22 protein-coding genes are annotated in these 23,777 nt (G+C 67.7%); 17 read left to right on the top strand and 5 right to left on the bottom strand.

The genetic code is table 11. From position 1 onward, the window contains the following. Positions 1–18: 18 nt before the first annotated feature. Together NL126_RS04990 and NL126_RS04995 are read right to left on the bottom strand one after the other, a co-directional pair. Positions 19–777, bottom strand: coding sequence for an SDR family oxidoreductase (locus tag NL126_RS04990; RefSeq protein ID WP_255197816.1), 759 nt, complete (start codon positions 775–777; stop codon positions 19–21). Beyond that, entirely contained in the window at positions 777–1,775 is a 999-nt protein-coding gene (locus tag NL126_RS04995) for an LLM class flavin-dependent oxidoreductase (protein WP_255197817.1), read from the bottom strand. The genes NL126_RS04990 and NL126_RS04995 overlap by 1 nt, the downstream gene beginning before the upstream one ends. Before the next feature lie 549 nt (positions 1,776–2,324). On the opposite strand from NL126_RS04995, the gene NL126_RS05000 reads away from it, so the two are divergent. Both NL126_RS05000 and NL126_RS05005 read left to right on the top strand, forming a co-directional pair. Further along, the gene (locus NL126_RS05000; RefSeq protein WP_255197818.1) at positions 2,325–3,074 is read left to right on the top strand and encodes an ABC transporter ATP-binding protein; all 750 of its coding nucleotides are present in this window, start codon (positions 2,325–2,327) and stop codon (positions 3,072–3,074) included. Next, positions 3,071–3,820: an ABC transporter ATP-binding protein gene (locus NL126_RS05005; RefSeq protein WP_255197819.1), complete on the top strand. Its 750-nt coding sequence runs from the start codon at positions 3,071–3,073 to the stop codon at positions 3,818–3,820. Before NL126_RS05000 ends, NL126_RS05005 begins: the two co-directional genes overlap by 4 nt. Here the strand turns inward: NL126_RS05005 and NL126_RS05010 are convergent. Next, positions 3,813–5,141, bottom strand: a complete 1,329-nt coding sequence (locus NL126_RS05010; protein WP_255197820.1) for an MmgE/PrpD family protein — start codon at positions 5,139–5,141, stop codon at positions 3,813–3,815. The two genes, NL126_RS05005 and NL126_RS05010, sit on opposite strands and share 8 nt — an antisense overlap. 157 nt (positions 5,142–5,298) lie before the next feature. Here NL126_RS05010 and NL126_RS05015 point away from each other — a divergent pair, with 157 nt between their 5' ends. The 5 genes from NL126_RS05015 (at position 5,299) to NL126_RS05035 (ending at position 10,445) form a co-directional block, all read left to right on the top strand. Next, the gene (locus NL126_RS05015) at positions 5,299–6,174 is read left to right on the top strand and encodes a DMT family transporter (protein ID WP_255197821.1); all 876 of its coding nucleotides are present in this window, start codon (positions 5,299–5,301) and stop codon (positions 6,172–6,174) included. A gap of 114 nt (positions 6,175–6,288) precedes the next feature. Next, complete coding sequence (locus tag NL126_RS05020; protein ID WP_255197822.1) at positions 6,289–7,638, top strand: ABC transporter substrate-binding protein; 1,350 nt, start codon at positions 6,289–6,291, stop codon at positions 7,636–7,638. Between the two features lie 47 nt (positions 7,639–7,685). After that, on the top strand, positions 7,686–8,618 hold the full coding sequence (locus NL126_RS05025) for a branched-chain amino acid ABC transporter permease (RefSeq protein WP_255197823.1): 933 nt from the start codon (positions 7,686–7,688) through the stop codon (positions 8,616–8,618). A 2-nt stretch (positions 8,619–8,620) separates the two neighbouring features. Beyond that, complete coding sequence (locus NL126_RS05030) at positions 8,621–9,676, top strand: branched-chain amino acid ABC transporter permease (RefSeq protein WP_255197824.1); 1,056 nt, start codon at positions 8,621–8,623, stop codon at positions 9,674–9,676. Position 9,677: 1 nt separating this feature from the next. Continuing rightward, a complete protein-coding gene (locus tag NL126_RS05035; protein ID WP_255197825.1) occupies positions 9,678–10,445 on the top strand; it encodes an SDR family NAD(P)-dependent oxidoreductase in 768 nt (255 codons plus the stop codon). A gap of 22 nt (positions 10,446–10,467) precedes the next feature. Here the strand turns inward: NL126_RS05035 and NL126_RS05040 are convergent, their stop codons facing one another. Both NL126_RS05040 and NL126_RS05045 read right to left on the bottom strand, forming a co-directional pair. Beyond that, entirely contained in the window at positions 10,468–11,829 is a 1,362-nt protein-coding gene (locus NL126_RS05040; RefSeq protein ID WP_255197826.1) for an MmgE/PrpD family protein, read from the bottom strand. A gap of 48 nt (positions 11,830–11,877) precedes the next feature. Further along, positions 11,878–12,285, bottom strand: coding sequence for a universal stress protein (locus tag NL126_RS05045; protein ID WP_255197827.1), 408 nt, complete (start codon positions 12,283–12,285; stop codon positions 11,878–11,880). 158 nt (positions 12,286–12,443) lie between these two features. Here NL126_RS05045 and NL126_RS05050 point away from each other — a divergent pair, with 158 nt between their 5' ends. From NL126_RS05050 to NL126_RS05095, 10 genes are all read left to right on the top strand, one after another. After that, on the top strand, positions 12,444–13,670 hold the full coding sequence (locus NL126_RS05050) for a CaiB/BaiF CoA transferase family protein (protein WP_255198894.1): 1,227 nt from the start codon (positions 12,444–12,446) through the stop codon (positions 13,668–13,670). Between the two features lie 43 nt (positions 13,671–13,713). Continuing rightward, the gene (locus tag NL126_RS05055; protein ID WP_255197828.1) at positions 13,714–14,172 is read left to right on the top strand and encodes a nuclear transport factor 2 family protein; all 459 of its coding nucleotides are present in this window, start codon (positions 13,714–13,716) and stop codon (positions 14,170–14,172) included. Positions 14,173–14,621: 449 nt separating this feature from the next. Further along, the gene (locus NL126_RS05060; RefSeq protein ID WP_255197829.1) at positions 14,622–15,833 is read left to right on the top strand and encodes a CaiB/BaiF CoA transferase family protein; all 1,212 of its coding nucleotides are present in this window, start codon (positions 14,622–14,624) and stop codon (positions 15,831–15,833) included. Beyond that, the gene (locus NL126_RS05065) at positions 15,833–16,783 is read left to right on the top strand and encodes a hydroxymethylglutaryl-CoA lyase (RefSeq protein ID WP_255197830.1); all 951 of its coding nucleotides are present in this window, start codon (positions 15,833–15,835) and stop codon (positions 16,781–16,783) included. The genes NL126_RS05060 and NL126_RS05065 overlap by 1 nt, the downstream gene beginning before the upstream one ends. Continuing rightward, positions 16,780–18,096, top strand: coding sequence for a 3-isopropylmalate dehydratase large subunit (locus NL126_RS05070; RefSeq protein WP_255197831.1), 1,317 nt, complete (start codon positions 16,780–16,782; stop codon positions 18,094–18,096). The genes NL126_RS05065 and NL126_RS05070 overlap by 4 nt, the downstream gene beginning before the upstream one ends. After that, a complete protein-coding gene (locus NL126_RS05075) occupies positions 18,093–18,614 on the top strand; it encodes a 3-isopropylmalate dehydratase small subunit (RefSeq protein ID WP_255197832.1) in 522 nt (173 codons plus the stop codon). The genes NL126_RS05070 and NL126_RS05075 overlap by 4 nt, the downstream gene beginning before the upstream one ends. Continuing rightward, a complete protein-coding gene (locus NL126_RS05080; RefSeq protein WP_255197833.1) occupies positions 18,614–19,744 on the top strand; it encodes an acyl-CoA dehydrogenase family protein in 1,131 nt (376 codons plus the stop codon). Before NL126_RS05075 ends, NL126_RS05080 begins: the two co-directional genes overlap by 1 nt. A 7-nt stretch (positions 19,745–19,751) precedes the next feature. Further along, complete coding sequence (locus NL126_RS05085) at positions 19,752–21,812, top strand: acetate--CoA ligase family protein (protein WP_255197834.1); 2,061 nt, start codon at positions 19,752–19,754, stop codon at positions 21,810–21,812. Between the two features lie 522 nt (positions 21,813–22,334). Beyond that, entirely contained in the window at positions 22,335–22,772 is a 438-nt protein-coding gene (locus tag NL126_RS05090) for a universal stress protein (protein WP_255197835.1), read from the top strand. Positions 22,773–22,809: 37 nt separating this feature from the next. Next, a complete protein-coding gene (locus NL126_RS05095; RefSeq protein ID WP_255197836.1) occupies positions 22,810–23,742 on the top strand; it encodes a winged helix-turn-helix domain-containing protein in 933 nt (310 codons plus the stop codon). Positions 23,743–23,777 lie beyond the last annotated feature (35 nt).

The following is a 23,777-nucleotide window of genomic DNA, read 5'->3' on the forward strand; positions in this document are numbered from 1 at the left end:
ACAAAAACGTCTCTGCGGTCACCCGGTGGTGTGGATGCCGCCGTCGACGACGAGCGAGTGGCCGGTGACGTACGCCGACCGGTCGCTCGCGAGGTAGACCGCCGCCTCTGCGACGTCGTCGGGCTGGCCGAACCGCTGGAGGGGAATGCGCTCCTCGAACAGCTCGCCGCGCGCGGTGCCGATGACCTTCGAGTCGGCTCTGGTCATCTCGGACTCGACGACACCCGGGTGGATGGCGTTCACCCTGATGTCAGGCGCGAGCGCGTCGGCCATCGCGTACGTCATCAGTCGGACCGCCCCTTTCGACGCGCAGTAGGCGACGTAGTCGCCGACGCCGTAGAGTCCGGCGGTGCTGGAGAGGTTGATTATGGAGCCGGTGTCCATCCGTTTGGCGGCGGCCTGTGCCCCGAAGAACGCTCCCTTCGCGTTGACGTTCATGGCCCGGTCGAACTGTTCTTCGGTGGTATCGAGGAAATCGGCCAAGACGAACACCCCGGCGTTGTTCACCAGCACGTCGAGGCCGCCGAACTGGTCGGCTTCGGCGACCGCTCGTTCGAGGGCAGCGGGGTCAGTCACGTCGCACGCCACGTACTCCGCATGGGTGTCGGTCTCGTCGACGAGCCGCTCGTCGGTCGGCGTCCCGCCCTCCCGGGGGTCGCGCTGGCGGTCGGCGACGACGACGGCACTGGCGCCCTCGCGGGCGAACGCGAGACAGATTTCGCGGCCGATGCCGCTCGCCCCGCCGGTGACGACCGCGACCCTGCCATCGAGGTCCATCAGCGACCCTCCGGCGCGAGCGCGGCCATCGTCTCACGCAAGCCGTCCTCGTCGGCGCTCATGGGCGCGCGGACGATGGGGAGGTCGAGCCCCGCCTCCCGGAGCGCGTCGAGCTGGGCACGGACCTCGTCGGGCGTTCCCACCACGCCCACACTCTCGACGAATCCCTCGGAGAGTTCTTCGATGGCGGCCTCGTCCGAGTCGGCGGCCTGTGCGGCGTCGACCTCGGCGCCGTACCCCGCCTCGCGGGCGATACCCTCGTAGTAGCCGGGGATGTGCCGGAGGTACTGGACGACGTGGTGGGCGGCCGCCCGGTAGGCGGCGTCGGCGTCCTCGTCGACCGACGTGAGCAGGTACATCGCGACGTCGATGTCGTCGGGGTCGCGGCCCGCGCGTTCGGCCCCCTCGCGGAGCCACTCCTGGGCCTCGCGGAAGCGGTCGATGGGGTACAGGTAGGGAATCCAGCCGTCGGCGTACTCGCCCGTCAACCGGACGTTGCCGGGGCCGAGCGCCGCGTTGTAGATGGGGACCTCCGCGCGAACCGGTTCGAACGCCTCCCAGAAACTCGTGCGCGCAGGCGAGAAGAACTCGCCGTCGAACGGCTCGGCGACGCCCGCGAGATACCGACGAACGAGCGTGATGTACTCGGCCATTCGGGGGAGTGGGCGGTCGAACGGCACGCCGTGAAAGTCCTCGACGACGCCCGGATGCGCCACGCCCAGCCCGAGACTGGCGCGACCCCCCGAGTGCGCGTCGAGCGTCGCGACCGACTGCGCGAGCGCCGCCGGCGTGCGTGAGAAGACGTTCACGATGGACGCGCCGAGGCCGATCGTCTCGGTGGCGGTCGCCCACCGTTCGAGTTTGCCGAAGGCGGTCTTCCCCTGTCCCTCACCGGTCCAGATGCTCTCGTAGCCCAGTCGCTCGGCCTCACGGACGACCGCGAGGTCGTCCAGCAGCCCGATGGAGAGAGCGGTGCGGTCACTGGTCACAGGTCTCACATACCGAGTTTCCCGGGCGTGGGCAAAACCGTTCCCCCCACGGTAGTGTACTCGAAAGAACGACAGGGGCAGCGACAGAGCCGTAAACACCTCGAAAGCCCCGACGAGCTGGACTCGATGCGGCGACTGCGCTCCTCGGGTTCTCACTTCGTTCGAACCCTGCGGTGCTTGTTCGTCCGCGCCTTCGTCCAGCTCGTCGCCCCTTTCAGTCCCACCCCCAATGCTCGGTCAACCAAGCGTCACGGGTGGGACTGAAAGGGGCCGGTCGCTACGCGAACCCCGACGACGCAAGCACTGCAGCGAACGCAGTGAGCGAAGCGCACAGCGAGTCGCGGGAGCAGCGCGGGACCGTAGGTCCCGCGGGCCGTGCGAGCGGGCCTGCGGCCCGCGAGCAGACGTAGCGACCGGGGGCTTTCGAGGTGGCATCGCCATCGCTGTCTCGTTCGACTCCAGCAGAGACGTTGCAGCCACGAGTCGAATTACACGCCAGAACATCCCAACGCGGCCGAGACAAACCTTAATACGCCGCGACGAAGTGTATCACGACAGATGGCACCACTCCTCGAAGTCGATGGGCTCACCAAGCGGTTCGGTGCGCTCGTCGCCAACGACGGCGTCACGCTCTCGGTGTCCGACGGTGAGGTCAGAGGCATCATCGGCCCGAACGGGAGCGGGAAGTCGACGTTCTTCAACACGCTGACCGGGTTCTACCGGTCGGACGGCGGAACCGTCGTGTTCGACGGCACCGACATCAGCGGTTGGAAGCCGTATCGCATCGCCCAGCAGGGTCTCGCCCGGACGTTCCAGATCGTCTCGCCGTTCGAGGACCTCACCGTCCGCGAGAACCTCCTGGCCGTCCACACCCCCGGCCTGCGAGTCACGAGCGAGAAGAAGCAGCGGGCCGACGACATCCTCGAGTTCCTCGAAATCGAGCACATCGCCGACAACGAGGCGTCGGACATGAGCGGCGGCCAGCAGAAACTGCTCGAACTCGCCCGCGTGCTGATGCTCGACCCGAAGTGCATCCTCCTCGACGAGCCGACCGCGGGGGTCAACCCCGCGCTCCAGAACCGCATCCTCGACCGCCTCGAAGAGATGAACGAGCGGGGCACCACGTTCGTCATCGTCGAACACGACATGTCGCTCATCCAGCGGTTCGCCGACAGCGTCACCGTGTTCGACCAGGGGCAGGTCATCGCCGAGGGCGACTTCGACGACGTGACCGGCGACAAACGCGTCCGGGAGGCGTATCTCGGGACTGACGCCGGTGCCGAGACCACGGAGGACCTCCTGTCATGACCGCGAGCGAATCCGAGTCGGTCGAGCGACCCGGGCGCGACCGGCTCGTTGCCGAGGACATCGTCACGGGCTACGGGAGTTCCGAGATTCTCCACGGCATCTCGGTGCAGAGCCACGACGGCGTCACCTGCATCTTCGGCCCCAACGGCTCGGGGAAGTCGACGCTCATCAAGGCGCTCAACGGCATCGTCCCCATCTGGTCCGGCTCCGTCAAGTACGGCGACACCGACCTCACCGACTACAACGCGAACCAGGTCGTCGAGAGCGGCATCATCACCCTCCCGCAGGACGGCGGGCTGTTCCCGAACCTCACCGTCCGCGAGAACCTCCGGATGGGTGGCTACACCGTCTCGGACAAGTCGGCCGTCGAGGACCGCATCGACGAGGCGCTGACGGCGTTCCCCGTCCTCGAGAACAAACTCCCGAACCGCGCGAAGTCGCTCTCCGGCGGGCAGCAGATGATGCTGAGCTTCGCGCGAGCGATGGTCTCGGACTCGGACGTCTACCTGCTCGACGAGCCGAGCGCCGGGCTCGCACCTACACTCGTCGACGACGTCATCGAGCAGGTGCGGACGCTCGTCGACCACGGCGCCCAGATCATGCTCGTCGAGCAGAACGTGCGGGCGGCACTCCGCATCGCCGACCACGTCTACATCCTCGCACAGGGCGAGAAACAGTTCGACGGCCCACCCGCCGACCTGAGCGAGGAGGACGAACTCATCGAGCTCTACCTCGGCCTCAGTTAGGCCGAGCGAGCCCGCACAGCTCCGTCGGGGTGGCGTCCCCGCCGCGTGCCGCCTCCCAGAGCGCCGACGACTCACCCAGCACCGGCGCGACGAGTTCGTCGAACTTCTCACGAAGCTCCGACTCCTGCCACGGTCGCTCCGCGCCGCCGCGGGCGTGTTCGACTTCCTCCGAGACTTCGCGCCCGTCGGCGAAGCGGACCGTCACGCGACTGCTCCGAGCGTCGGGGAGCCGCGCGGCGATGTCGTCGGCGACGACCACCTCCACGCGCTCGGCGAGCGCGAACACCTCGTCGGCGAGCGACTCGTCGGCGAACGCTTCCTTTCCCGAGTGGCCACGGAGCAGGCGCGTGGCGACCGCGTACGGCACCGAGAACTTCGCCTGCAGGGCGTTCTTCGGTCGCGTGGGCGTCAGCCCCGCGGCCGTCGGGTACGTCTCGACCAGCACCGACTCGACGTCGGCGGGGTCGACCGGGCCGATGTCGAGCGCGTCGAGTGCGTCGAGCGTCGGGTGGGTGTACCGGCAGGCAGCGTGCCGCTTGAAGTAGCCACCGAGCACGTCCCACCGCTCGCCGAGTTCGGCCGAGAGCATCGTCGAGTCGAACTCCGTCTCGGCGGCCTGGAACAGGTGGCGGGCGACCCCGTCGACGACGCCCGTGAACCCGGCTTCCGCCAGATCGACGGCGAGGATGCCGTCGAGGTTCGCCTTCCCGGCGTAGCTGTTGCGAACGGTCGCCCCCTCCGTGGCGGCAGCCATCAGCGTGTGCTGGGCGCTGTTCGCGGCGATCCGCATCGCGTGAAGCGTCGTCTCGGCGTCACAGCTCCGGAGCCGGGCGACGCCGACGGCCGCACCGACTGCGCCCCAGACGCCGTGCGGGTGGTAGCCATCGCCGAGCGGGTAGCAGGCACGGCCGACGCGGGTGGCGACCTCGTAGCCGGCGACGACTGCCGCGAGGAACTCGTCGGCGCTCGCCCCGTCACGCTCTCCGACCGCCAGCACCGCGGGCAGGACGTGGATGGCCGGGTGACCGGCGGCGTACTTGTGCCCCTCGTCGAGTTCGAGGGTGGTGCCGCCGGTGCCGTTGACGAGCGCGGCGAACCGGGGTTCGAGCCGGTGGTCGGTGCCGAGGACGGTCGCCTCGCCCGGCACCTCGGTGGCGTACTGGGCCGCGAGCGCGGCCGTGTCTGGGTCGGTCGAGCCCCCGACCATCGCGGCGAGGGTGTCCGCGAGGACGAGCCCGACGTGGTCGCGGACCTCGGGCGGGAGGTCGCTGGCGTCGAGATCGGCGGCGAACGCGGCAGCGGCTCGCTCGTGGTCCGTCATACCCGCTCACCGCGGGCTCCGTAGACTGCAGTCATACTGCGCCAATGTCGCGTGAGCGCCGACTTAGGTGTTACCCGTGACGGGTCAGGGGGTGCCGACAGAGCCTTGTACCGAGTTCGCCTGCATCGAGACAGATGTACGCGGAGGCACACAGTCGATGAACACGCTAGGCGTCGGGTTCGCCATGCTGTTCGCGCTGCTGATGGGGACGGCGAGTATCTTCTCGCGGCGGGGGCTCGAACACGCCCGCCCGGCGTTCCTGCTGTTGACCTCGCTCACCGTCGCGGCACCCATCTTCTTCGTCCTCGCGCTGCTCACGACCGACGTGCTGGCAGCCGACCCCGGACTCGTCGCACTCGTCGCGGTGAGCGGCGTCATCGGGAGTGCCGCTGCCCGCTCGCTGTACTTCCAAGCCATCAAGCTCGTCGGCCCGGGGAAGGCGCTCTCGCTGGCCGCGGTGTCGCCGCTGTTCGTCGCGGTGCTCTCGGCGGGCGTGCTCGGCGAGCCCGTCACCCCACTCGTCGCGCTCGGGACGGGTGTCATCGTCCTCGGGGTGGCCGGCCTCTCGCGCGACTCCCGCGCGGAGGTCGCACGCACCGACCACTCGCCGCTCGTGCTACTCGTTCCCGTGGGCGCGGCGCTGCTCATCGCCGTCGCCGTCGTCGTCCGCAAGGCGGCGCTGAACGGCGGTATCGACCCCGTACTCGCAGGCGCAGTCAACATGGGGACGGCGTGGCTGGTGGTCGCGCCCGTCGTCGCCGGTCGCTGGGGCAGCGACCTCCGGCGCATCGACCCCCAGGCGCTCCGCCAGTTCACGATCGCGAGCGTCCTCATGGCCGTCGGGTTCCTCTGCTACTTCATCGGCCTCCAGCGAACCCCTGCAAGCGTCTTCTTCCCGCTCATCCAGACCCAGCCGGTGTTCGCCATCGGCCTCTCGGCACTGTTCCTCGGCGGGCTCGAACTCCTCTCTCCACGGTCGGTCCTCGCAGCCGTCGGGGTCGTCCTCGGTGCCGTCCTCATCACGCTCGGCTGACAGCACCTCGAAAGCCGGGAAAAAAGGCGCTAAGACGCCGCCTCGATGGCGAATAGACGTGCCGGCGCACGAAATTATAAATATCACCGGAGTCAAGGAATTCCAACGGTACCTATGAGCAACGATAACAAGCCCCCTCTCGGGAGTCGCCGGAACTACTTGAAGGCAGTCGGCGTCGGCGTAACCGTCGGCCTCGCAGGCTGTACGGGCGACGGCGGCGACGGTGGCGATGGTGGCGACGGCGGGAGTGGTGACGGCGGGAGTGGCGACGGAGGGAGTGGCGACGGAGGGAGTGGTGACGGTGGCGCCACGACCGGCACCCCGACGGACAGCATGAGCGTCGAGGAGGTCGTCATCGGCGCGAACCACCCGCTCAGCGGGTTCCTCGGCGCGTCCGGGCAGGCGATGACGAACGCCGGCAAGCTCGCAGCGATGCACGTCAACGAGGAGGGTGGCATCGAGTCGCTCGGCGGTGCAGAGCTCACGTTCGTCAGCCGTGACAACGCCGGGAGCCAGGAGGAAGGTGGCCCCGTCGAGCAGCAGCTCATCGAGGAAGACGGCGCACACATCCTCACGGGCTGTTTCTCCTCACCGGTGACGCTCGCGGCGACGCAGGTCGCCGAACGTGCTGGCATCCCGCACATCATCGACGTGTCGGTGGCGAACGAGATCCTACAGGGACGCGGCCTGAACTACGCCTACCGCATCCAGACGCCCGCGAGCGGGATGGCCGGCAACTACGCGGAGTTCATGCCGGAGATCGCGCGGTCGAACGGGCAGACGATGGACACCGCGTCGCTCGTCTACCTCGACAACGCGTTCGGGCAGTCCATTCGCGAGACGCTCGTCAACGACCTCCCGAAGCAGAACGTCGAACTCGTCGAGGAGTCGGCCTACTCGTTCGGCCAGGAGTCGATGGACACCGAGGCGACCCGCGTGAAGCAGGCGGACGCCGACGCGTTCATCTTCGTCGGCTACGGTGGCGGTGGCATCCGGATGATGCAGTCGCTCCAGAACGTCGACTACCGGCCGCCGCTGTTGACCGGGACCTCGACGCCGACGTTCACCGACGAGGACGTCATCGCCCAGATCGGGAAGTTCGCCAACGGTGGGTTCGGGAACAACTACGAGTTCGACTACACGAAGGAGCAGACGGACAAGATCTTCGCCGACTACCGCGTCGAGTACGGCCGGCCGCTCGGTGTCACCCACGCCGTTATGACCTACACGATGGTCAAGGTCGCCCAGGCCGCACTTGAGGAGGCCGGGTCGGTCGACCCCGACGACATCAACGACGCGCTGAAGTCCATCACGGTCGAGGACCACCCAGCAGCGATGGGCCCCATCGAGTTCCAGGATAACGGGGAGAACGCGAACGCGCTCTCGCCGATGCTTCAGGTCCAGAACCTCGAAGCGAACGTCGTCTGGCCCGAGCGGTACGCACAGAGCGAACCACAGTTCTGAACCCCACCGAGAACAATCTTTAAGAGCCAGTTCACCAAGCTTCCTGCATGTTAGAGCCCCTCATTATCGACGATATCGTCAGCGCCGTCAGCGAGTTCGTCGGCGACGTCGTCGCCCTCGACCCGGTACTGTTGCAGTTGACCATCTTCGCGCTCCTGCTCGGTGGGGTGTTCGCGCTCGCCGCGCTCGGCCTGACGATGATCTTCGGCGTGATGGACGTGGTCAACTTCGCCCACGGAATGCTCATCGTCTCGGGGATGTACGTCGTCTTCTTCGTCACCTCAACGTTCGGCATCAACCCGTTCATCGCCATCCCCATCGCCGTCGTCGCGCTGTTCGGCCTCGGCGTCCTGATCAGCGTCGTCGCCATTGAACCCATCATCGAGGCGCCCGAGGAGAACCAGTTCATCGTCACGCTGGGCATCACGTTCATCCTGCTCGCGCTGGTCCAGATATTCTTCTCGCCGGACCCGCGGTCCATCGTGATGGACCTCGGGCGGTACCAGCTGTTCGGCGCCCAGATACCGAAGGGGCAGGCGTACGCGCTCGTCATCTCCATCGTCGCGATGGCGGCGCTGTGGGTGTTCCTCCAGCGCACCGAACTCGGCACCGCGATTCGGGCGACTGCCGACAACCGCGACGGCGCGTGGTACGTCGGCATCAACGTCCCCAACATCGACCACCTCACGGTCGGCATCGGGAGCGCGATGGCTGGACTCGCGGGCGCGGCCATCGTCATCTTCTCGCCGTTCGACCCTTTCATCGGCGAGAGTTACCTCGTGAAGGCGTTCGTGATCGTCGTTCTGGGTGGACTGGGCTCGCTCCCGGGGGCGTTCGTCGGCGGGCTCATCGTCGGGTTCATCCAGGTGTTCGGCGGCTTCTACCTGCCGGGGACGACCAACGAGATCGTCATCTTCATGCTGTTCATCCTGCTGCTGTACCTGAAACCGACCGGGCTGTTCGGCAAGCGGGAGGTGTGACCATGGCGGACAGCACTTCCACCGAGACGGACGTCGGCGTGCTCACGCGGCTCGACGACTCCGAGTACGGCCCGTACATCAAGGGCGTGCTGGGGTTCGGTCTCATCGCGCTCCTCCCGTATCTCATCGAGATCGAGGTCGCGGGGTTCAGCCTCGGATCGATACTCACGCTCAAAATTCTCATCCTCACCCTCGTGTTCGCCTACGCGAGTCAGGCGTGGAACCTCATCTCGGGGTTCACCGGCTACTTCTCGTTCGGCCACGCCGCGTTCTTCGGCGTCGGCGCGTACGCCACGTCGAAACTCGCCATCGACTTCGGCATCAACCCGTGGATCGGGATGCTCGTCGGCGGCGTGGCCGCCGTCGGCGTCGCGCTCCTCGTCGGGTTCCTCAACTTCCGGTACGAGCTGAAGGGCCACTACTTCGCGCTGGCGACGTTCGCCGTCTCGATTCTGGTCGGCGTCATCGTTCGGAACACCCGCGAGCTGGGTGGAGCCATCGGGTACTACCGGCCGTTCCCCCGCGACTACGGCGCGGAGTACGGCCTGCTCGCGTTCCAGTTCGAGAGCGACCTGCCGTACTTCTACGTCATCTTCGGGTTCCTCGTCGTCGTCACCGTGGTGGCGTACGCGCTGAAGGAGTCGCAACTGGGACTCTACCTGTTCGCCATCCGTGAGAACGAGGACGCCGCCGCCAGCGTCGGCATCCCGACGTTCCGCTACAAGATGCTCGCCATCAGCCTCTCGGCGTTCTTCACGGCGTGGGCCGGCGCGTTCTGGAGCATGTACTTCGAGATCATCCGCCCGGAGACGGTGTTCGGCCTCTCGAAGAACGTCGAGATCCTCCTGCCGGCGGTCGTCGGTGGCCTCGGGACCATCCCCGGTGCCATCCTCGGCGCGTTCTTCGTGTTCCCGCTCGCGGAGTTCTTCCGCGCGAACGTCGACCAGATCATCGGGCTCGACGACGTGGTGTACGGCGCCGCGCTGGTGATTATCGCGCTCCTCCTCCCGAACGGGCTCATCTCGCTGCGCAAGCGCCTCCGGGAGTGGCGGGACTGAGATGCACGTCGACCTCTCGAATCGAGTGGCCATCGTCACGGGCGCGAGTTCGGGCATCGGCCGCGGCATCGCGCTCGGACTCGCCGGCGCGGGCGCCCAGGTCGTCGTCGCGGACCTCGACGACTCGTCCCCGTCGGACGCCGAGCGCACGACCGTCGAGGCGATCACCGACGGCGGCGGCACGGCCGTGTTCGTCGCGTGTGATGTCGCGGACGACGACAGCGTCGCGGCGCTCGTCGAGGCGACCGTCGAGCGGTTCGGCGGGCTCGACATCCTCGTCAACAACGCCGGCATCTCGCACGCGGGGACGATCGAGGAGACCACCCCCGAGGAGTGGCACCGCGTCCTCGACGTGAATCTCACGGGCGTCTACCACGGCGTCCGCCACGCGATGTCCCATCTGAAAGAGAGCGAGGCGCCCCGCATCATCAACGTCGCTTCCCAGTTGGCGTTCGTCGCCCAGCCGGAGAAGCCCGCGTACCTCGCCTCCAAGGGCGGGGTCGTCTCGCTCACCCGGTCGCTCGCGGTCGACTACGCCGACGTGCCCGTCCTCGTGAACGCCGTCTGTCCGGGCGTCGTCAGCACCGAACTGACCAAGGAAGCGCTCGCCGATCCCGAGCGCCGGGCCGCTTTCGAACAGCAGACGCTGCTCCCCTATCTCGGTGAGCCCGAAGACATCGGCGCGATGGCGACGTTCCTCGCGTCCGACCACGCGCGGTTCGTCACCGGGCAGAGTTTCATCGTGGACGGCGGCTACACCGCCCAGTAATCAGAGTCTTCGCCTCCAATACTCAGGGTCTGAGCGTCTTTCCGACCGCTCGCACCTGCTGGTCACGCACGTCGAGCAGCGCGTCCAGCGCTCCGGGGGCGTCGTCGAGTCGGGTGGCGAGCAGTCGCTCGAACTTCGTGACGAGCGCGTCCTCGCCGGGGAAGTTCCGGTGGTCACCGGGCGCGTCGAGACACTCGGCCTCGACCGACGTGCCGTCGGTGTGCGTCACCTCGACGCGGGCGCTCCAGCGTTCGGGGAACAGCGCCTCGTACTGCTGGTCGTGGTGCATGTGGACGCGCTCGGCGAGCGACCGCGTCTCCGGGTCGTCGAGGGCGTCGCCGGTGAAGTCGTCGAGCCAAAGGTCGCGGCCACCCACGGCGAGATACCGACCGAGGACGAACGGGATGGAGAACTTCGCGCTCGTCATCGTCGTGTAGTCGGCGTAGTCGAGGTCGCAGGCGTTGCGGTAGGCGTAGACGTCCACGGACTCGACCTCGTCGACGCGCACGTCGTCGACGACCTGTTCGAGCGCCCCCAGCGGCGCGTGGGTGTACCGACAGGACGGCGTGAACTTGTAGTAGTTCTCCAAGATGGACCAGTGCTCGCCGAGGTCAGCGAACGACTCGTCGAACGCCTCACCTTTCATCTCTCGGAGGGGGTCGTACACCTCGGTCATCGCCGACCGGGAGCCGTCGAGGCCGGCCACGGCGGCGAGCGCCGCGTTGACGCCGGCCTGCGCCGAGAAGCCCGCCGTGAAGTTCCTCGCGGGAGCACCCTCCTCGTAGGGGTCGTGCATCGAGACGACCGCGAGGTTCGCCCCGAGTCTGAACGCTTCGGCGACGGCCTCCTCGTCGGCACCCATCGCGATGGCGCCGGCGACTGCGGGGCCGATGGTCGTCCACGTGGAGTGCGGGTTCCGCACGAGCCACGGGAGCGCCTCGTTCATCCGCGCCTTCATCAGGAAGACCGCGTTCTCGATGCGCGTACAGAGTTCGTACGCCTTCACGACCCCCTCGACGAGCGTCTCGCCGTCGGCGTCGGACGCCTCGGCGAGCGCGAACCCGCCGACGACGATGCTCGCGCCGACGTGGCCGCCGGTGTTGTGTCCCTCCTCGATTTCGGGAGTGATGGCCGCGGTCGCGTTCAGCAGGGCGGCGCTCCCCGGGTCGGTCGTCCGGTCGGTGCCGAGCACGGACGCCTCGCCGGGAGGAAGCGCCATTCCGGTCGCCACCTGTTCGTTCGCGGGCGCGTCGACGCCCGCGACGGCCGCCGACAGCACGTCCGCGACCACCTGCACGCCGCGCTCACGCGCCTCGTCGGGAATCGGTGCCGACAGGAACGCCGTCGCGTGCTCTATCCACGCTCTGTCCTCGGGGCTATCCATGCGTGTGACTACTTAGCAGCAAGCATAACGTTTCGCCCTGCCCGCCACTCAGTCGCGGAAGGCGCCGTCCGGCACCGCGAGCACCGGGCGGTCCGCATCCAGTAACACCTGCTGGGTCGTCGAGCCGAAGACCGCTTTTCCGGTGGGCGACCGCCGTCGAGAGCCGACGCAGATGCAGTCGACGTCGAGGTCAGACGCGACGTCGATGATTTCGGCCACCGGGTCGCCGCTGGACTCCGCGAGCGTCACGTCGAACCCGGCGTCGGTGAGCGTCTCGCGGGCGCGGCGCACCGACCCGACCTGGTCGACCCGCGCGCCTTCGGGGTTGTCGACGAAATCGTGGTGGACGACCACGGCGGTGTCTTCGGGGTCGAACAGGTCGGCGACGGCACGGGCCTGTGCCCGCGCTCTGGCATCGTCGTCACCGACGGCGAGCAGTATCTGTCGGGTGGCCATACGGGGCGATGGCGCGGGGGTCGCATATCGCTGTCTATCACCCAGGTGAGAGGTCCGGGCGAGAGATTATGGTGGCGGGCACCGACCCCCCGGTATGCCTGCAACCAGCGACCGAGGGCGCCCGGTCGACGAGCGTGGACGGACAGGGAGGGCGTGCGATGGTCGGTGAGGCCGAACACCCAAGCGGCGAGACGGGGCCGCTCGACGGCGTCACCGTCCTCGACGCCTCGCGCGTGCTCGCGGGGCCGTTCTGCACGATGCAGCTCGGCGATCTAGGTGCCGATGTCATCAAAATCGAGCGCCGCGACGGTGGCGACCAGACCCGCGGCTGGCACCCGCCGACGTACGGCGAGAGCGGCGAGAGCGCCTACTATCTCTCAATCAACCGGAACAAGCGGTCCGTGACGCTCAACCTCGCGAGCGACGAGGGGCGCGCGGTGTTCCGCGACCTCGCGAGCGAGGCCGACGTGCTCGTCGAGAACTTCCGCGTCGGGAAGATGGCCGAGTGGGGCCTCGACTACGAGGACCTTCGCGACGAGAACCCCGGGCTCGTCTACTGTGGGCTCTCAGGCTACGGCGAGTGGGGGCCGGACCGCGACCGGCCCGCCTACGACATCGTGATGCAAGCGGAAGCGGGGATGATGAGCATCACTGGCGTGGAGGACGGCCCGCCTGTTCGGGTGGGCGTCGCCATCGCCGACATCGGCGCCGGGATGTACTGCACGCAGGCCATCCTCGCGGCGCTGTTCGCCCGCGAGTTCGGCGACGGCACCGGGCAGAAGATCGACGTGAGCCTCTTCGACGGGCAGGTGGCGTGGATGACGTACATGGCGTCGAACTACTTCGCGACCGGCAACCCCCCGGGACGGATGGGGAGCAAACACCCGACCATCGCCCCGTATCAGGCGTTCGCCGTGCAGGACGGCTACGTGGTGGTGGCGGTCTCCTCCGAGAACATGTGGCCGCGGTTCTGCCGCGCCATCGACCGCGAGAACCTCGTCGACGACGAGCGGTTCCACGTGAACTCGACGCGCGTCGAGAACCGCGAGACGCTCGACGCCCTGCTCGACGAGGAACTGGCAGACTACACCACCGACGAACTGATGGCCCGACTCGACGAGGCGGGCGTCCCGGCCAGCCCAGTCCAGTCGCTCGACGCCGTGTTCGACCGCGAACAGGTCCGTGCGAGGGGGATGCGCCAGTCGGTCGACCATCCGACAGCCGGCGAGGTCGAGATGCCCGGCAGCCCGATGTTCTTCTCCGAGACCCCCGCGACCATCCGCCGACACCCGCCGCTCCTCGGTGAGCACACCGAGGAAGTCCTCGCCGAGTACGGCTACACGGAGGCCGACATCGAGCGACTTCGCGACGCGGACATCGTCTGAGGCGCGAGCGAAGGTCTAAGCGACCCGCGGGCGAACGCATCGCATGGATTCGACCGAGACGGCCGTCCACGAGTTACTCGACTACCGGGCCATCGAGACGCTTCGCTACCGCTACTGCCAGCACGTCGACCGCCACGAGTACCGCGCGTGGGCCGACCTGTTCGCGCCGGACGGGACGTTCACCTCGGACCTCCCGGACCGCGAGGTGTACACCGGGCCCGACGAGATCTACGCGTTCGCCCGCGACGTCCTCGACAACCCCGAGGCACCGAACGCGGGCTACCGATACTCGACGCACATCGCCGTCAACCCGGTCATCGAGCTGTCGGGCGACGAGGCGACCGGCCACTGGTACTTCTTCCTCCGATACGCCCTCGAGAACGGGACGAGCGGCTTCAAACACGGCCACTACGACGAGACCTATCAGCGAATCGACAACGAGTGGATGTTTGGGTCGGTTCGGGTCGGCTTCGACTCGGCGGGGACGTTCGAGCAGGTCTAATCCCGAGTGAACGTGTAGTTCCCGTAGACGGTCGTGTTCGAGTTGAAGTCCTTCCACGTCCTCCCAGAACGACGCCGGTGACCGTGTCGGGGGCGATGAGCCGCGGCTCGGTCTGGAACGCCCGCTCAGTCCCCGGAAAGGGCGTTATCGTGATATCTTCCCAGTCGGGGCGGGCGACGGGCGTCTCCGTCGGCGACGGTGACGGCGAGTCGGCGGTCGGTGTGCGGCCGGAGCGACCACCGAGCGCGAGGAGGAGCTGGCGGCGATGCATCGCCCGGGGTACGCGAACGCCGAGTGAAGTGCTGTCGCGGCCTGGTGACGAGGGCACAAGTGGCGGACGGACGACACCACGGGCACTAGCCTTATACCAGGCGCCGCCAAATCGGTAGCATCGTCGCCACGTGACCGTCCGGCACGCTGCCGACCGACACGGGCGAGTATCGACACCCATGTCAGAAGCACACGACACTGTGGGACCACTCGACGGGCTGACCGTCATCGAGGCCGGCTCGATGATTTCGGGGCCAACCGTCGGGCGCCTCATGGCTGATTTCGGCGCGGACGTGATCAAGATCGAACATCCCGAGTTCGGAGACCACCTGCGGAACTTCGGCCCGAAGAAGAACGGCGCCGGCCTCTGGTGGAAGTATCTCGGGCGGAACAAACAGTCCGTCACGCTGAACCTCTCCAGCGAGCGTGGCCAGGTCGTCTTCGAGGACCTCGTCAGCGAGGCCGACGTGCTCGTCGAGAACTTCCGACCGGGCACCTTCGAGAAGTGGAACCTCGGCTACGACCGCCTGCGCGACCTCAATCCCGACCTCGTGATGCTTCGGCTCTCCGGCTTCGGACAGGACGGCCCCTACGCCGAGCGACCCGGGTTCGGGACGCTCGCGGAGGCGATGTCCGGCTTCGCGTATCTCAACGGCTTCCCCGACCGCCCGCCGCTGTTGCCGCCGACGGGACTCGCCGACGGCATCGCCGCACTCTACTCGACGTTCGCCGTGATGTTCGCGCTCTATCATCGCGACGTGAACGGCGGCTCGGGCCAGTGTATCGACACCAGTCTCATCGAACCCATCTTCTCACTTCTGGGTCCACAGCCCCTCAGATACGACCAGCTCGGCGAAATCGAGTCGCGCTCGGGCAACCAGTCGACCTCTTCGGCACCCAGAAACGTCTACCAGACCGGTGACGACCGCTTCGTCGCCATCTCCGCGAGCGCCCAGCCCATCGCGATGCGCGTGTTCGACGCCATCGACCGCCCGGACCTGAAGGACGACCCGCGGTTCGAGACGAACGCGAAGCGACTCGAGAACGTCGACGAACTCGACGCCATCATCGAGGGGTGGATGGACGACCACACCCGCGAGGAGGTGCTCGAGGCGTTCGAGGCCGCCGACGCGACCATCGCGCCCATCTACAACGTCGCGGACATCCTCGACGACGAGCACTATCGGGCCCGCGAGGCCGTCATCTCCATCGCGGACGAACAGCTCGGGGAGGCCCGCGTCCAGGACGCGTTCCCCCGCTTTTCGGAGACGCCCGGCCACGTCGAGTATCTCGGCCCCGAACTCGGCGCGCACAACGACGCCATCTACGGTGAACGACTCGGCTACGACGCCGATACCCTCGCCGAACTCGCCGCCGAGGGGGTCATCTGATGCACGTCCCCGACGCCGTGCACGTCGTCGAGATGCTTCCCAGAGATGGGTTCCAGCGACTCGACGAGTTCGTCCCGACCGACGAGAAGGTCGCCATCATCGACCGCCTGAGCGAGACGGGCGTCGACGAGATCGAGATCTCCTCCTTCACGCACCCGAAGGCCGTTCCCACCCTCCGTGACGCCGACGAGGTCGCACAGCGCATCGAGCGTCACGACGACGTGGCGTACCGCGCGCTCGTTCCCAATCTCAGAGGGATGGAGCGGGCGGTCGATGCCGAGGTGGACAAGGTGAACGCGCTCGTCACCGTCAGCGAGACCTACACCCGAAAGAACGTCAACAGCACCCGCGAGGCCGTGCTCGCCGAGATGGACGACATCGTCGACCTCGCGCACGACCACGGCATCGAAGTGGAGTGCGGGATGGGGACGAGCTTCTACTGTCCGTACGAGGGCCGTATCGACCCCGAGGAGACGCTCGGGGTCGTGGACCGCGTGGTCGAGGCGGGCGTCGACGAGGTGACGCTCGCGACGACGATGGGGCTCGCGAACCCGGTCGAGGTCTCGGAAATGTATTCGGCGGTGTTCGACCGCCATCCCGACCTCGACGTCGGGCTCCACCTCCACGACACGAACGGGATGAGCCTCGCGAACACGCTCGCGGCGATGGACTGCGGCGTCGACCGCTTCGATTCCTCCGTGTGTGGCCTGGGTGGCGGGGTCGTCCTCGCCGAGGGACTCTCCGGGGTTGGGAACACCCCGACCGAGGACCTCGTCCACATGCTCACGCGGATGGGCGTCGACACGCGCGCTGACTTCCCCACGGTCGAGGCGGTGGCCAACGAGGTCCGCGAGACGCTCGGGCTGGCCGCGACGAGCCACGTCCTCATGGGCGGCACCGTCGAACACGTCCTCGAAACGATGGGCGACGGCGATGGAGGAGACCAATGACAGGCAAGACACTCGCCGAGAAACTCCTCTCGGCGAAGGCCGGCAAGGACGTTCGGGCAGGCGACTACATCGAGGCACAGGTCGACGTGGCGATGGCCCACGACATCACCGGGCCGCTCGCGTTCCAGACGTTCGACGAGGTGACGGGCGGCGAGGGCGAGGTGTTCGCCCCCGACCGCACCGTCCTGACCATCGACCACCACGCGCCGGCCGACGGCGTGCAGGCGGCGAACAACCACAACGCCATCCGCGAGTTCGCGGCGAAACACGGCGCTCACCAGTACGACATCGGTGACGGCATCTGCCACCAGGTACTCATCGAGGAGGGGCACGTCGGGCCGGGCGATCTGGTCATCGGCGCGGACTCCCACTCGACCACCTACGGCGGCATCGGCGCGTTCGGCACGGGCGTCGGCTCCTCCGACCTCGGAACGGCGCTCGCGACCGGCGAACTCTGGTTCCGCGTCCCCGAGACGATGCGGTTCGTCGTGGAGGGTGATCTCGCCGACGGCGTCTACGCGAAGGACCTCATCCTCCGGTTCATCGGCGACGTCGGGTTCGCCGGCTGCACGTACATGGCCGCGGAGTACGTCGGCTCCACCATCGAGGCGCTCCCGGTCCACCAGCGGCTCGTCCTCGCGAACATGGCCATCGAGATGGGCGGGAAGACTGGCCTCGTCCCCGCGGACGACCGCGTGGCTCGCTTCCTCGAAGCCGAGACCGGGCAGTCGGTCGACCTGCCCGAAGCCCAGCACTCGGACGAGGACGCCACGTTCGCGAGCGTCCACGAGTACCAGGCAGAAGAACTGGCCCCGCAGGTCTCGAAACCGTCGAACCCCGAGAACGCCGTCGACGTGGACGAGGTCCTCGGTACCGAAATCGACCAGCTGTTCGTCGGCACCTGTACGAACGGGAGATACGAGGACATCTCGCTCGTCGCCTCCGTCCTGGAGGGCGAGACGCTCGCGCCCGGTACCCGGATGGTCGTGGTGCCGGCGTCGGGCTCCGTCTACCGCAAACTGCTGGCGACGGGCGAGCTGGCGACCCTGACGGACGCCGGCGCCGTCGTGCAGGCGGCGGGCTGTGGCCCCTGTGCCGGCTACCACCAGGGCGTCCTCGGCGACGGCGACGTCTGTCTCGCGACGGCGAACAGGAACTTCCCCGGCCGGGAGGGCTCGATGGAGTCGTCGGTGTATCTCGCCAGTCCGGCGACGGTCGCGGTGTCGGCGCTCTACGGCGAAATCACCGACCCACGGGAGTACGACGGCCTCCCGAGACTCGACGACCACGCGCTCGCGGAGGTGAACGCATGAGCGACCGACCCGACCCGAGTGTGCCCGCGAGAGCGTGGGTGTTCGGCGACGACATCGACACCGACCAGATCGCTCCCTCGCGGTTCATCGTCTCCTCCGACCCCGACGAGTTGGCCCAGCACGCGTTCAACGACCTCCGCCCCGGGTTCGCCGCCGACGTTCAGGCGGGTGAGTTCGTCGTCGCGGGCGAGAACTTCGGGAGCGGTTCCTCCCGCGAACAGGCCCCGCTCGCGCTCGCAGGGGCCGGTGTGGCGGGCATCGTCGCGGTGTCGTTCGCCCGTATCTTCTTCCGCAACTGCATCAACCTCGGGCTCCCGGTGCTCATCTGTCCCGATGCCGGAAAGATTTCGGACGGCGACGAGGTGAGCATGGACCTCGACGCTGGCGTCGTCGAGAACCACACCACGGGGGAACAGTACGACGCCGAGCCCCTGCCGCCGTTCCTGCAGGAACTCGTCGACGTGGGCGGGTTGAAGGCGTACACGAAGGCGAAGCTCGCGGGCGACGGAGAGGCGTAATGGAGTTCCAGCTCACCGACGAACAGCAGCTCGTCAAGCGCACGGCCCGCGAACTCGCGGAGACCGAGTTCGCCGAGACGGCGTTCACGTGGGACGGCGACATCCCGTGGCCGAACGTCGAGACGCTCGCCGACCAGGGGTTGCTCGGCATCTCTCTCCCAGAGGAGTACGGAGGCGGGGGCTACGAAGTCCTCGACGTGCTGCTCGCACAGGAAGCCGTGGGGCGGGTCTGTCCGGACACCGCGCACGTTCTCTCGCGGTCGTCGATGGGTGTCCCGCGCGTCATCGCCGAGCTCGGCTCCGACGACCTGAAGGAGCGCTACCTCCCGCCCGTGACCGCGGGCGACTCCATCCTCTCCATCGCCATCTCCGAGTCCGAAGCCGGCTCCGACGCCGGGGCGATGCAGACGACCGCCCGCGAGGAGGGCGACGAGGTAGTGCTGAACGGCCACAAGATGTGGGTGTCGAAGGGGTCGTACGCCGACGCCTTCCTCGTGTACGCGCGGTTCGCCGAGACGGGCCGCATCGGTGCGGTCGTCGTCGACGCAGACGCGCCCGGCCTCACGATAGAGGACGGCTACGTCAACATGGCCGACCACCGGCAGAACGTCCTCCGGTTCGACGACTGCCGCATCCCCGTCGAGAACGAACTCGCCGTGGGGGAGGACGCGTTCAAGCAGTTGCTCGCGGAGTTCAACGTCGAGCGGTGTCACAACGCGATGATGTGCGTCGCCTGCGGGCTGAACGCCTTCGACAACGCCCGCGAACACGCGGCCGACCGCGAGCAGTTCGGCCAGCCCATCGGCGAGTTCCAGGCCATCGAACACAAGCTCGCGGACATGGCCATCAACCTCGACGCCGCGCGGCTCCTCATCTACCGGACGGCTGCGAACGCCCGCGGCGGGACCGCCTCGCGGATGGAGGCGTCCATCGCGAAGGTGTTCGCCAACGAAGCCGGTCAAGAAGTCGTCGACCAGGCGCTCCAGATCTGCGGCGCGATGGGGTACTCGAAGGACAGCCCCCTCGAGTATCTGTACCGGTGGGTCCGCGGCTGGCGCATCGCGGGCGGCACCGTCGAGATCCACCGCAACGGCATCGCCGAGCAGCTCCGGAAGTACGGGTTCGAGTGATCCGGGAATGAACCAGCTGTTCACTCCGAACTCGATTGCGCTCGTCGGTGCCTCGGCGGACTCCGAGAAGCTGTCCGGGCGGCCGTACCGCTACCTGCGAAAACACGGGTACGAGGGGGACATCTACCTCGTCAACCCGAGCCACGACACCATCGACGGCCAGCCGTGTTACGACTCGGTGGGAGAGCTTCCAGCCGGAGTCGACCTCGCGATGGCGCTCGTCCCCGCCCGACTGACGCCACAGGTCGCGACCGACTGCGGCGACGCGGGTATCCCGTACGTGCTCGTCATCGCCTCGGGGTTCTCCGAGACCGAGGACGGGGAGGCGCTCGAAGCCGAGTTACTCGACGCCGCCCACGAGGCCGGCGTCCGGCTCGTCGGGCCGAACTCGGAGGGCCTCGTCAACGTCCCCGACAAGGTGGGCGCGTCGTTCTCCTCCATCCTCAAGCGCGACGCCCTCGTTCCTGGGGGATTGAGCTTCGTCACCCAGAGTGGTGCGTTCGGCGGCGCGCTCTTTCAACTCACGCAGGACCGCGGCATCGGCGGCAACACGTGGCTCTCGACCGGAAACGAAGCGGACCTGACCACGGTCGACTTCCTCCGCTATCTCGTCGAGGACCCCGACACCGACGTCGTGGTCAGTTACGTCGAGTCGCTGACGCGCGGAGCCGAACTGCTCGACGTCGGCCGCCGTGCCGCCGAGACGGACACCGACCTCGTGGCGATTCGTGTCGGGGAGTCTCCGGCGGGGCGACAGGCCGCGGCCTCCCACACCGGAAGCATCGCCTCCGACGACGCGGTGTACGACGCCGTGTTCGCACAGGCCGGTATCACGAGCGTCTGGGGCGTCGACGAGTACGTCGACACCGTCACCGCGCTCTCGACCGTGCCCTCCACGGCGTATCCCGACGTGGACGCCGACGCGGGTCGGGGAATCGGCGTCCTCAGCGTCTCGGGTGGCGCGGCGGTGCTCATCGCCGACACCTGCCACCGATTGGGGCTGCCGCTCGCCAGCTTCGCCCCCGAGACGGTCGCCGCCATCGAGGCGGAGATTCCGGCGTACGGCTCGGCGACGAACCCGGTGGACGTCACGGGTGGCATCATCAGCCAGCCGGAGCTGTTCGAGCGGTGTATGCGGAGCGTGGTGCGCGACGACGCCGTCGAGGCCGTCGTCCTCCAGTTCGGGAACTCGGGGGGTGAGACCATCGAGACGTGCAAGGCCGAACTCCTCGACATCCAGGCCACGTACGACGTCCCCCTCGCGGTCGTGTTCACCGGCGGGCAACCCGCTCCCGAGACAGCCGACGAACTCCGGGACGCGGGCGTCCTGCTGTTCGAGGACCCGGTTCGGGCGGTCCGAACGCTCGAGATGCTCGCCGACCGGCGACGTGCCCGCGAGCGTGCTGCACGACTCCCGGACCGGGGCGACATCTCGACCCGGCGACCGCTCCCCGACGGAGGCTCGTGGCAGACGGTGACCGACGCGCTCGCCGAGCAGGGGCTCGCGTTCGCCCGGACGCGCTCGGTCGACAGCGCCGACGCCGCGGTCGCCGCCGCGGACCAGTTGGGCTATCCGGTGGCGATGAAACTGAACCCGCTGGCCGTCGAGCACAAATCGGAGGTCGGCGGGGTTCGCGTCGGCCTCGCCGACGCGGCGGCCGTCCGCGACGCCTACGACGCGCTCGCGACGGTGGCCGACGACGGTCCGGTGCTCGTCCAAGAACAGGTCGACGGCGTGGAGGCGATTGTGGGTGTCGTCGACGACCCGGACTTCGGCCCCGTGATGCTGGTCGGCCCAGGCGGGGTGTTCGTCGAACTGTTCGACGACTTCGCCTACCGCGCGCTCCCCGTCACTGAGGCGATGGCCCGCGAGATGCTGAACGAGACCGTCCTCGGCGAACTGCTCGACGGGTACCGGGGCGCCGCCCCCGGTGACGTGGACGCACTCGTCTCGTTTCTGGTCGCGGTTTCGGACGCCTACGAGACGTTCGACCTCGCGGAACTGGAGTGTAACCCGGTGGTCGTCACCTCTGACGACGCGGTCGCGGTCGACTTGCTCGTTCGGTAGCTGGGGGCTGTGAGTGGCACCCGTTCAATAAAAATAGTTAGAAGTAGTTCGGCGTTTCCGATGGCCCTGGTCGAGACGATCACCGAGGACCGGGACCGATGGTGTCGAACCGCGAGGCGTGTATTCCGTCCAGGGGTTCACTTTCCGGGAGAGAACGCACGTCTTGGCGAGAGCCCCCGATCTGTGGTGGTCCCGGCTGTGCGACAGACAGCCGGGCATTGGTTATGGACATAAAGGCCGTAACTCCCACTACACAGAGGCATATTTCATACGTATCCGCAGTTTTTTCCAAGATATACCCAAGTCATGAGTTCCTTTGCCGGCATACGAGCGTCGTGGCTGCGGCCAGGCCACGACTGCACGAGAATAATTATTTATATCAGCAAGAGCATCACGTTTCACTGTGTCACGTGCTGGACTGTGGCGTCGCCGTCGGTCAGACAGCCCCTTCGTGCCGGTTGAGGGAAACAGCCAGTCGCCACTGGGGAAACGTTGAACAGCCAGCCCGGCGTCTCGTGGTTTATGTACGATACCATCCTCGTTCCGACGGACGGCAGCGAGACAGTCGACCGCACGCTGCCCCACGCACTTCGCCTGGCGAGCGACCACGACGCGACGGTGCACGCGCTCTCGGTCGTCGACACGCGGATGATTCGCGCGAGCACGGACGACCTCCGCGCCGACGTGAAGGCGGACCTCGAGGCGCAGGCTGACGACGCCGTCGCGTCCGTCGCTGACGCGGCACGGGAGGCCGATATCGCCGTCGAAACCGAAGTCCGACAGGGAGCGCCCGACCGCGAAATCGTCGAGTACGCCGAGGAGACGGACGCCGACGTCATCGTCCTCGGTCCGCAGGGGAAGACGCCACGCGAGAAGGTCGGTGGGCTCGGGAGCGTCTCGGACCGCGTCGCCAGCGATGCAGCCGCGTCGGTGTTCCTCGTGAAGCAGGGCGACGACTGACGGGAATCTTTAGCCTGCGGGTCGACGAACCGGTAGTATGGCCACCGACAGTCGGCTCGCGCCCGAGGAGGCGTTCGCCGCCCTCGGGAACGAGCTGCGCGTCACGGTGCTCCGGGTGCTCGCCGAGGCCGCGGCAGACGCGGCGACGGACGACGAGCGGGGGCTCTCGTTCACCGAGATATACGACCGCGTCGACATCGACAGCACGTCACAGCTCTCCTACCACCTGGACAAGCTCGACGGCATGTTCGTCCGGAGGTCTCCCGACGGCTATCGGCTGACGCAGGCCGGCGACCGGGTCGTCCGGGCCGTTCGTTCCGGGACCTACACGGCGACGCCGACGTTCCCGCGAACCGAACTCGACGGCCGGTGTCACGCCTGTCGGGCGACGACGCTCGTCGCCGAGTACCGTGACCCGTTGCTCGTCGTGGACTGCACGGCGTGTGACACCCGGGTCGTGACGTACGACCTGCCACCGGCCGAATCCGTGGACCGGACGCCGCTCGAAGTGCTCCAGTCGTGCGACCAGCGCGTCCACCACGAGTACGGGATGGCCCTGCAGGGGACGTGCGCGATGTGTGGCGGTCGAACCGAGGTGTCGACTCGGACGCGCGACCCACCCGACGACGACGCATCCACCGACGACGCATCCACCGACGGCGCACCCGGCTACCTCTGTGTCGCGGCGTGTCGGAGCTGTCAGCACGAGGTGTACGCGCCACTCGAGGTTCGACTGCTCTACCACCCGGCGGTCGTCTCCTTCTACTGGCAACAGGGTGTCGACGCCTCGACGATCCCGTTCTGGAACGTCGCCACCTACCTCACGGACTGGCGCGTCGACCGCGTCAGCACCGACCCCGACCGCTTTCACGTCACGGTCGTCTACAGTGACGAGCGCCTACACCTCGCTGTCGACGACGAGCTCGCGGTCTCGGTTCGGCCTCCGGATGCGAACGACTCCGACGCGTGACCACGCTCGTCGACCGGAGCTACTCAAAGAACTTT

Source organism: Halorarius litoreus (genome assembly GCF_024362405.1).
Taxonomy (GTDB): Archaea; Halobacteriota; Halobacteria; order Halobacteriales; family Haloarculaceae; genus Halorarius; species Halorarius litoreus.

Coding starts and splice junctions, on each gene's coding strand:
- NL126_RS05095 (WP_255197836.1), top strand. CDS start 22,810: ATGGCCACCGACAGTCGGCTCGCGCCCGAGGAGGCGTTCGCCGCCCTC.
- NL126_RS05025 (WP_255197823.1), top strand. CDS start 7,686: ATGTTAGAGCCCCTCATTATCGACGATATCGTCAGCGCCGTCAGCGAG.
- NL126_RS05070 (WP_255197831.1), top strand. CDS start 16,780: ATGACAGGCAAGACACTCGCCGAGAAACTCCTCTCGGCGAAGGCCGGC.
- NL126_RS05060 (WP_255197829.1), top strand. CDS start 14,622: ATGTCAGAAGCACACGACACTGTGGGACCACTCGACGGGCTGACCGTC.
- NL126_RS05020 (WP_255197822.1), top strand. CDS start 6,289: ATGAGCAACGATAACAAGCCCCCTCTCGGGAGTCGCCGGAACTACTTG.
- NL126_RS05075 (WP_255197832.1), top strand. CDS start 18,093: ATGAGCGACCGACCCGACCCGAGTGTGCCCGCGAGAGCGTGGGTGTTC.
- NL126_RS05040 (WP_255197826.1), bottom strand. CDS start 11,829: ATGGATAGCCCCGAGGACAGAGCGTGGATAGAGCACGCGACGGCGTTC.
- NL126_RS04990 (WP_255197816.1), bottom strand. CDS start 777: ATGGACCTCGATGGCAGGGTCGCGGTCGTCACCGGCGGGGCGAGCGGC.
- NL126_RS05030 (WP_255197824.1), top strand. CDS start 8,621: ATGGCGGACAGCACTTCCACCGAGACGGACGTCGGCGTGCTCACGCGG.
- NL126_RS05085 (WP_255197834.1), top strand. CDS start 19,752: ATGAACCAGCTGTTCACTCCGAACTCGATTGCGCTCGTCGGTGCCTCG.
- NL126_RS05055 (WP_255197828.1), top strand. CDS start 13,714: ATGGATTCGACCGAGACGGCCGTCCACGAGTTACTCGACTACCGGGCC.
- NL126_RS05035 (WP_255197825.1), top strand. CDS start 9,678: ATGCACGTCGACCTCTCGAATCGAGTGGCCATCGTCACGGGCGCGAGT.
- NL126_RS05090 (WP_255197835.1), top strand. CDS start 22,335: ATGTACGATACCATCCTCGTTCCGACGGACGGCAGCGAGACAGTCGAC.
- NL126_RS05015 (WP_255197821.1), top strand. CDS start 5,299: ATGAACACGCTAGGCGTCGGGTTCGCCATGCTGTTCGCGCTGCTGATG.
- NL126_RS05065 (WP_255197830.1), top strand. CDS start 15,833: ATGCACGTCCCCGACGCCGTGCACGTCGTCGAGATGCTTCCCAGAGAT.
- NL126_RS05000 (WP_255197818.1), top strand. CDS start 2,325: ATGGCACCACTCCTCGAAGTCGATGGGCTCACCAAGCGGTTCGGTGCG.
- NL126_RS05005 (WP_255197819.1), top strand. CDS start 3,071: ATGACCGCGAGCGAATCCGAGTCGGTCGAGCGACCCGGGCGCGACCGG.
- NL126_RS05010 (WP_255197820.1), bottom strand. CDS start 5,141: ATGACGGACCACGAGCGAGCCGCTGCCGCGTTCGCCGCCGATCTCGAC.
- NL126_RS05080 (WP_255197833.1), top strand. CDS start 18,614: ATGGAGTTCCAGCTCACCGACGAACAGCAGCTCGTCAAGCGCACGGCC.
- NL126_RS05045 (WP_255197827.1), bottom strand. CDS start 12,285: ATGGCCACCCGACAGATACTGCTCGCCGTCGGTGACGACGATGCCAGA.
- NL126_RS05050 (WP_255198894.1), top strand. CDS start 12,444: ATGGTCGGTGAGGCCGAACACCCAAGCGGCGAGACGGGGCCGCTCGAC.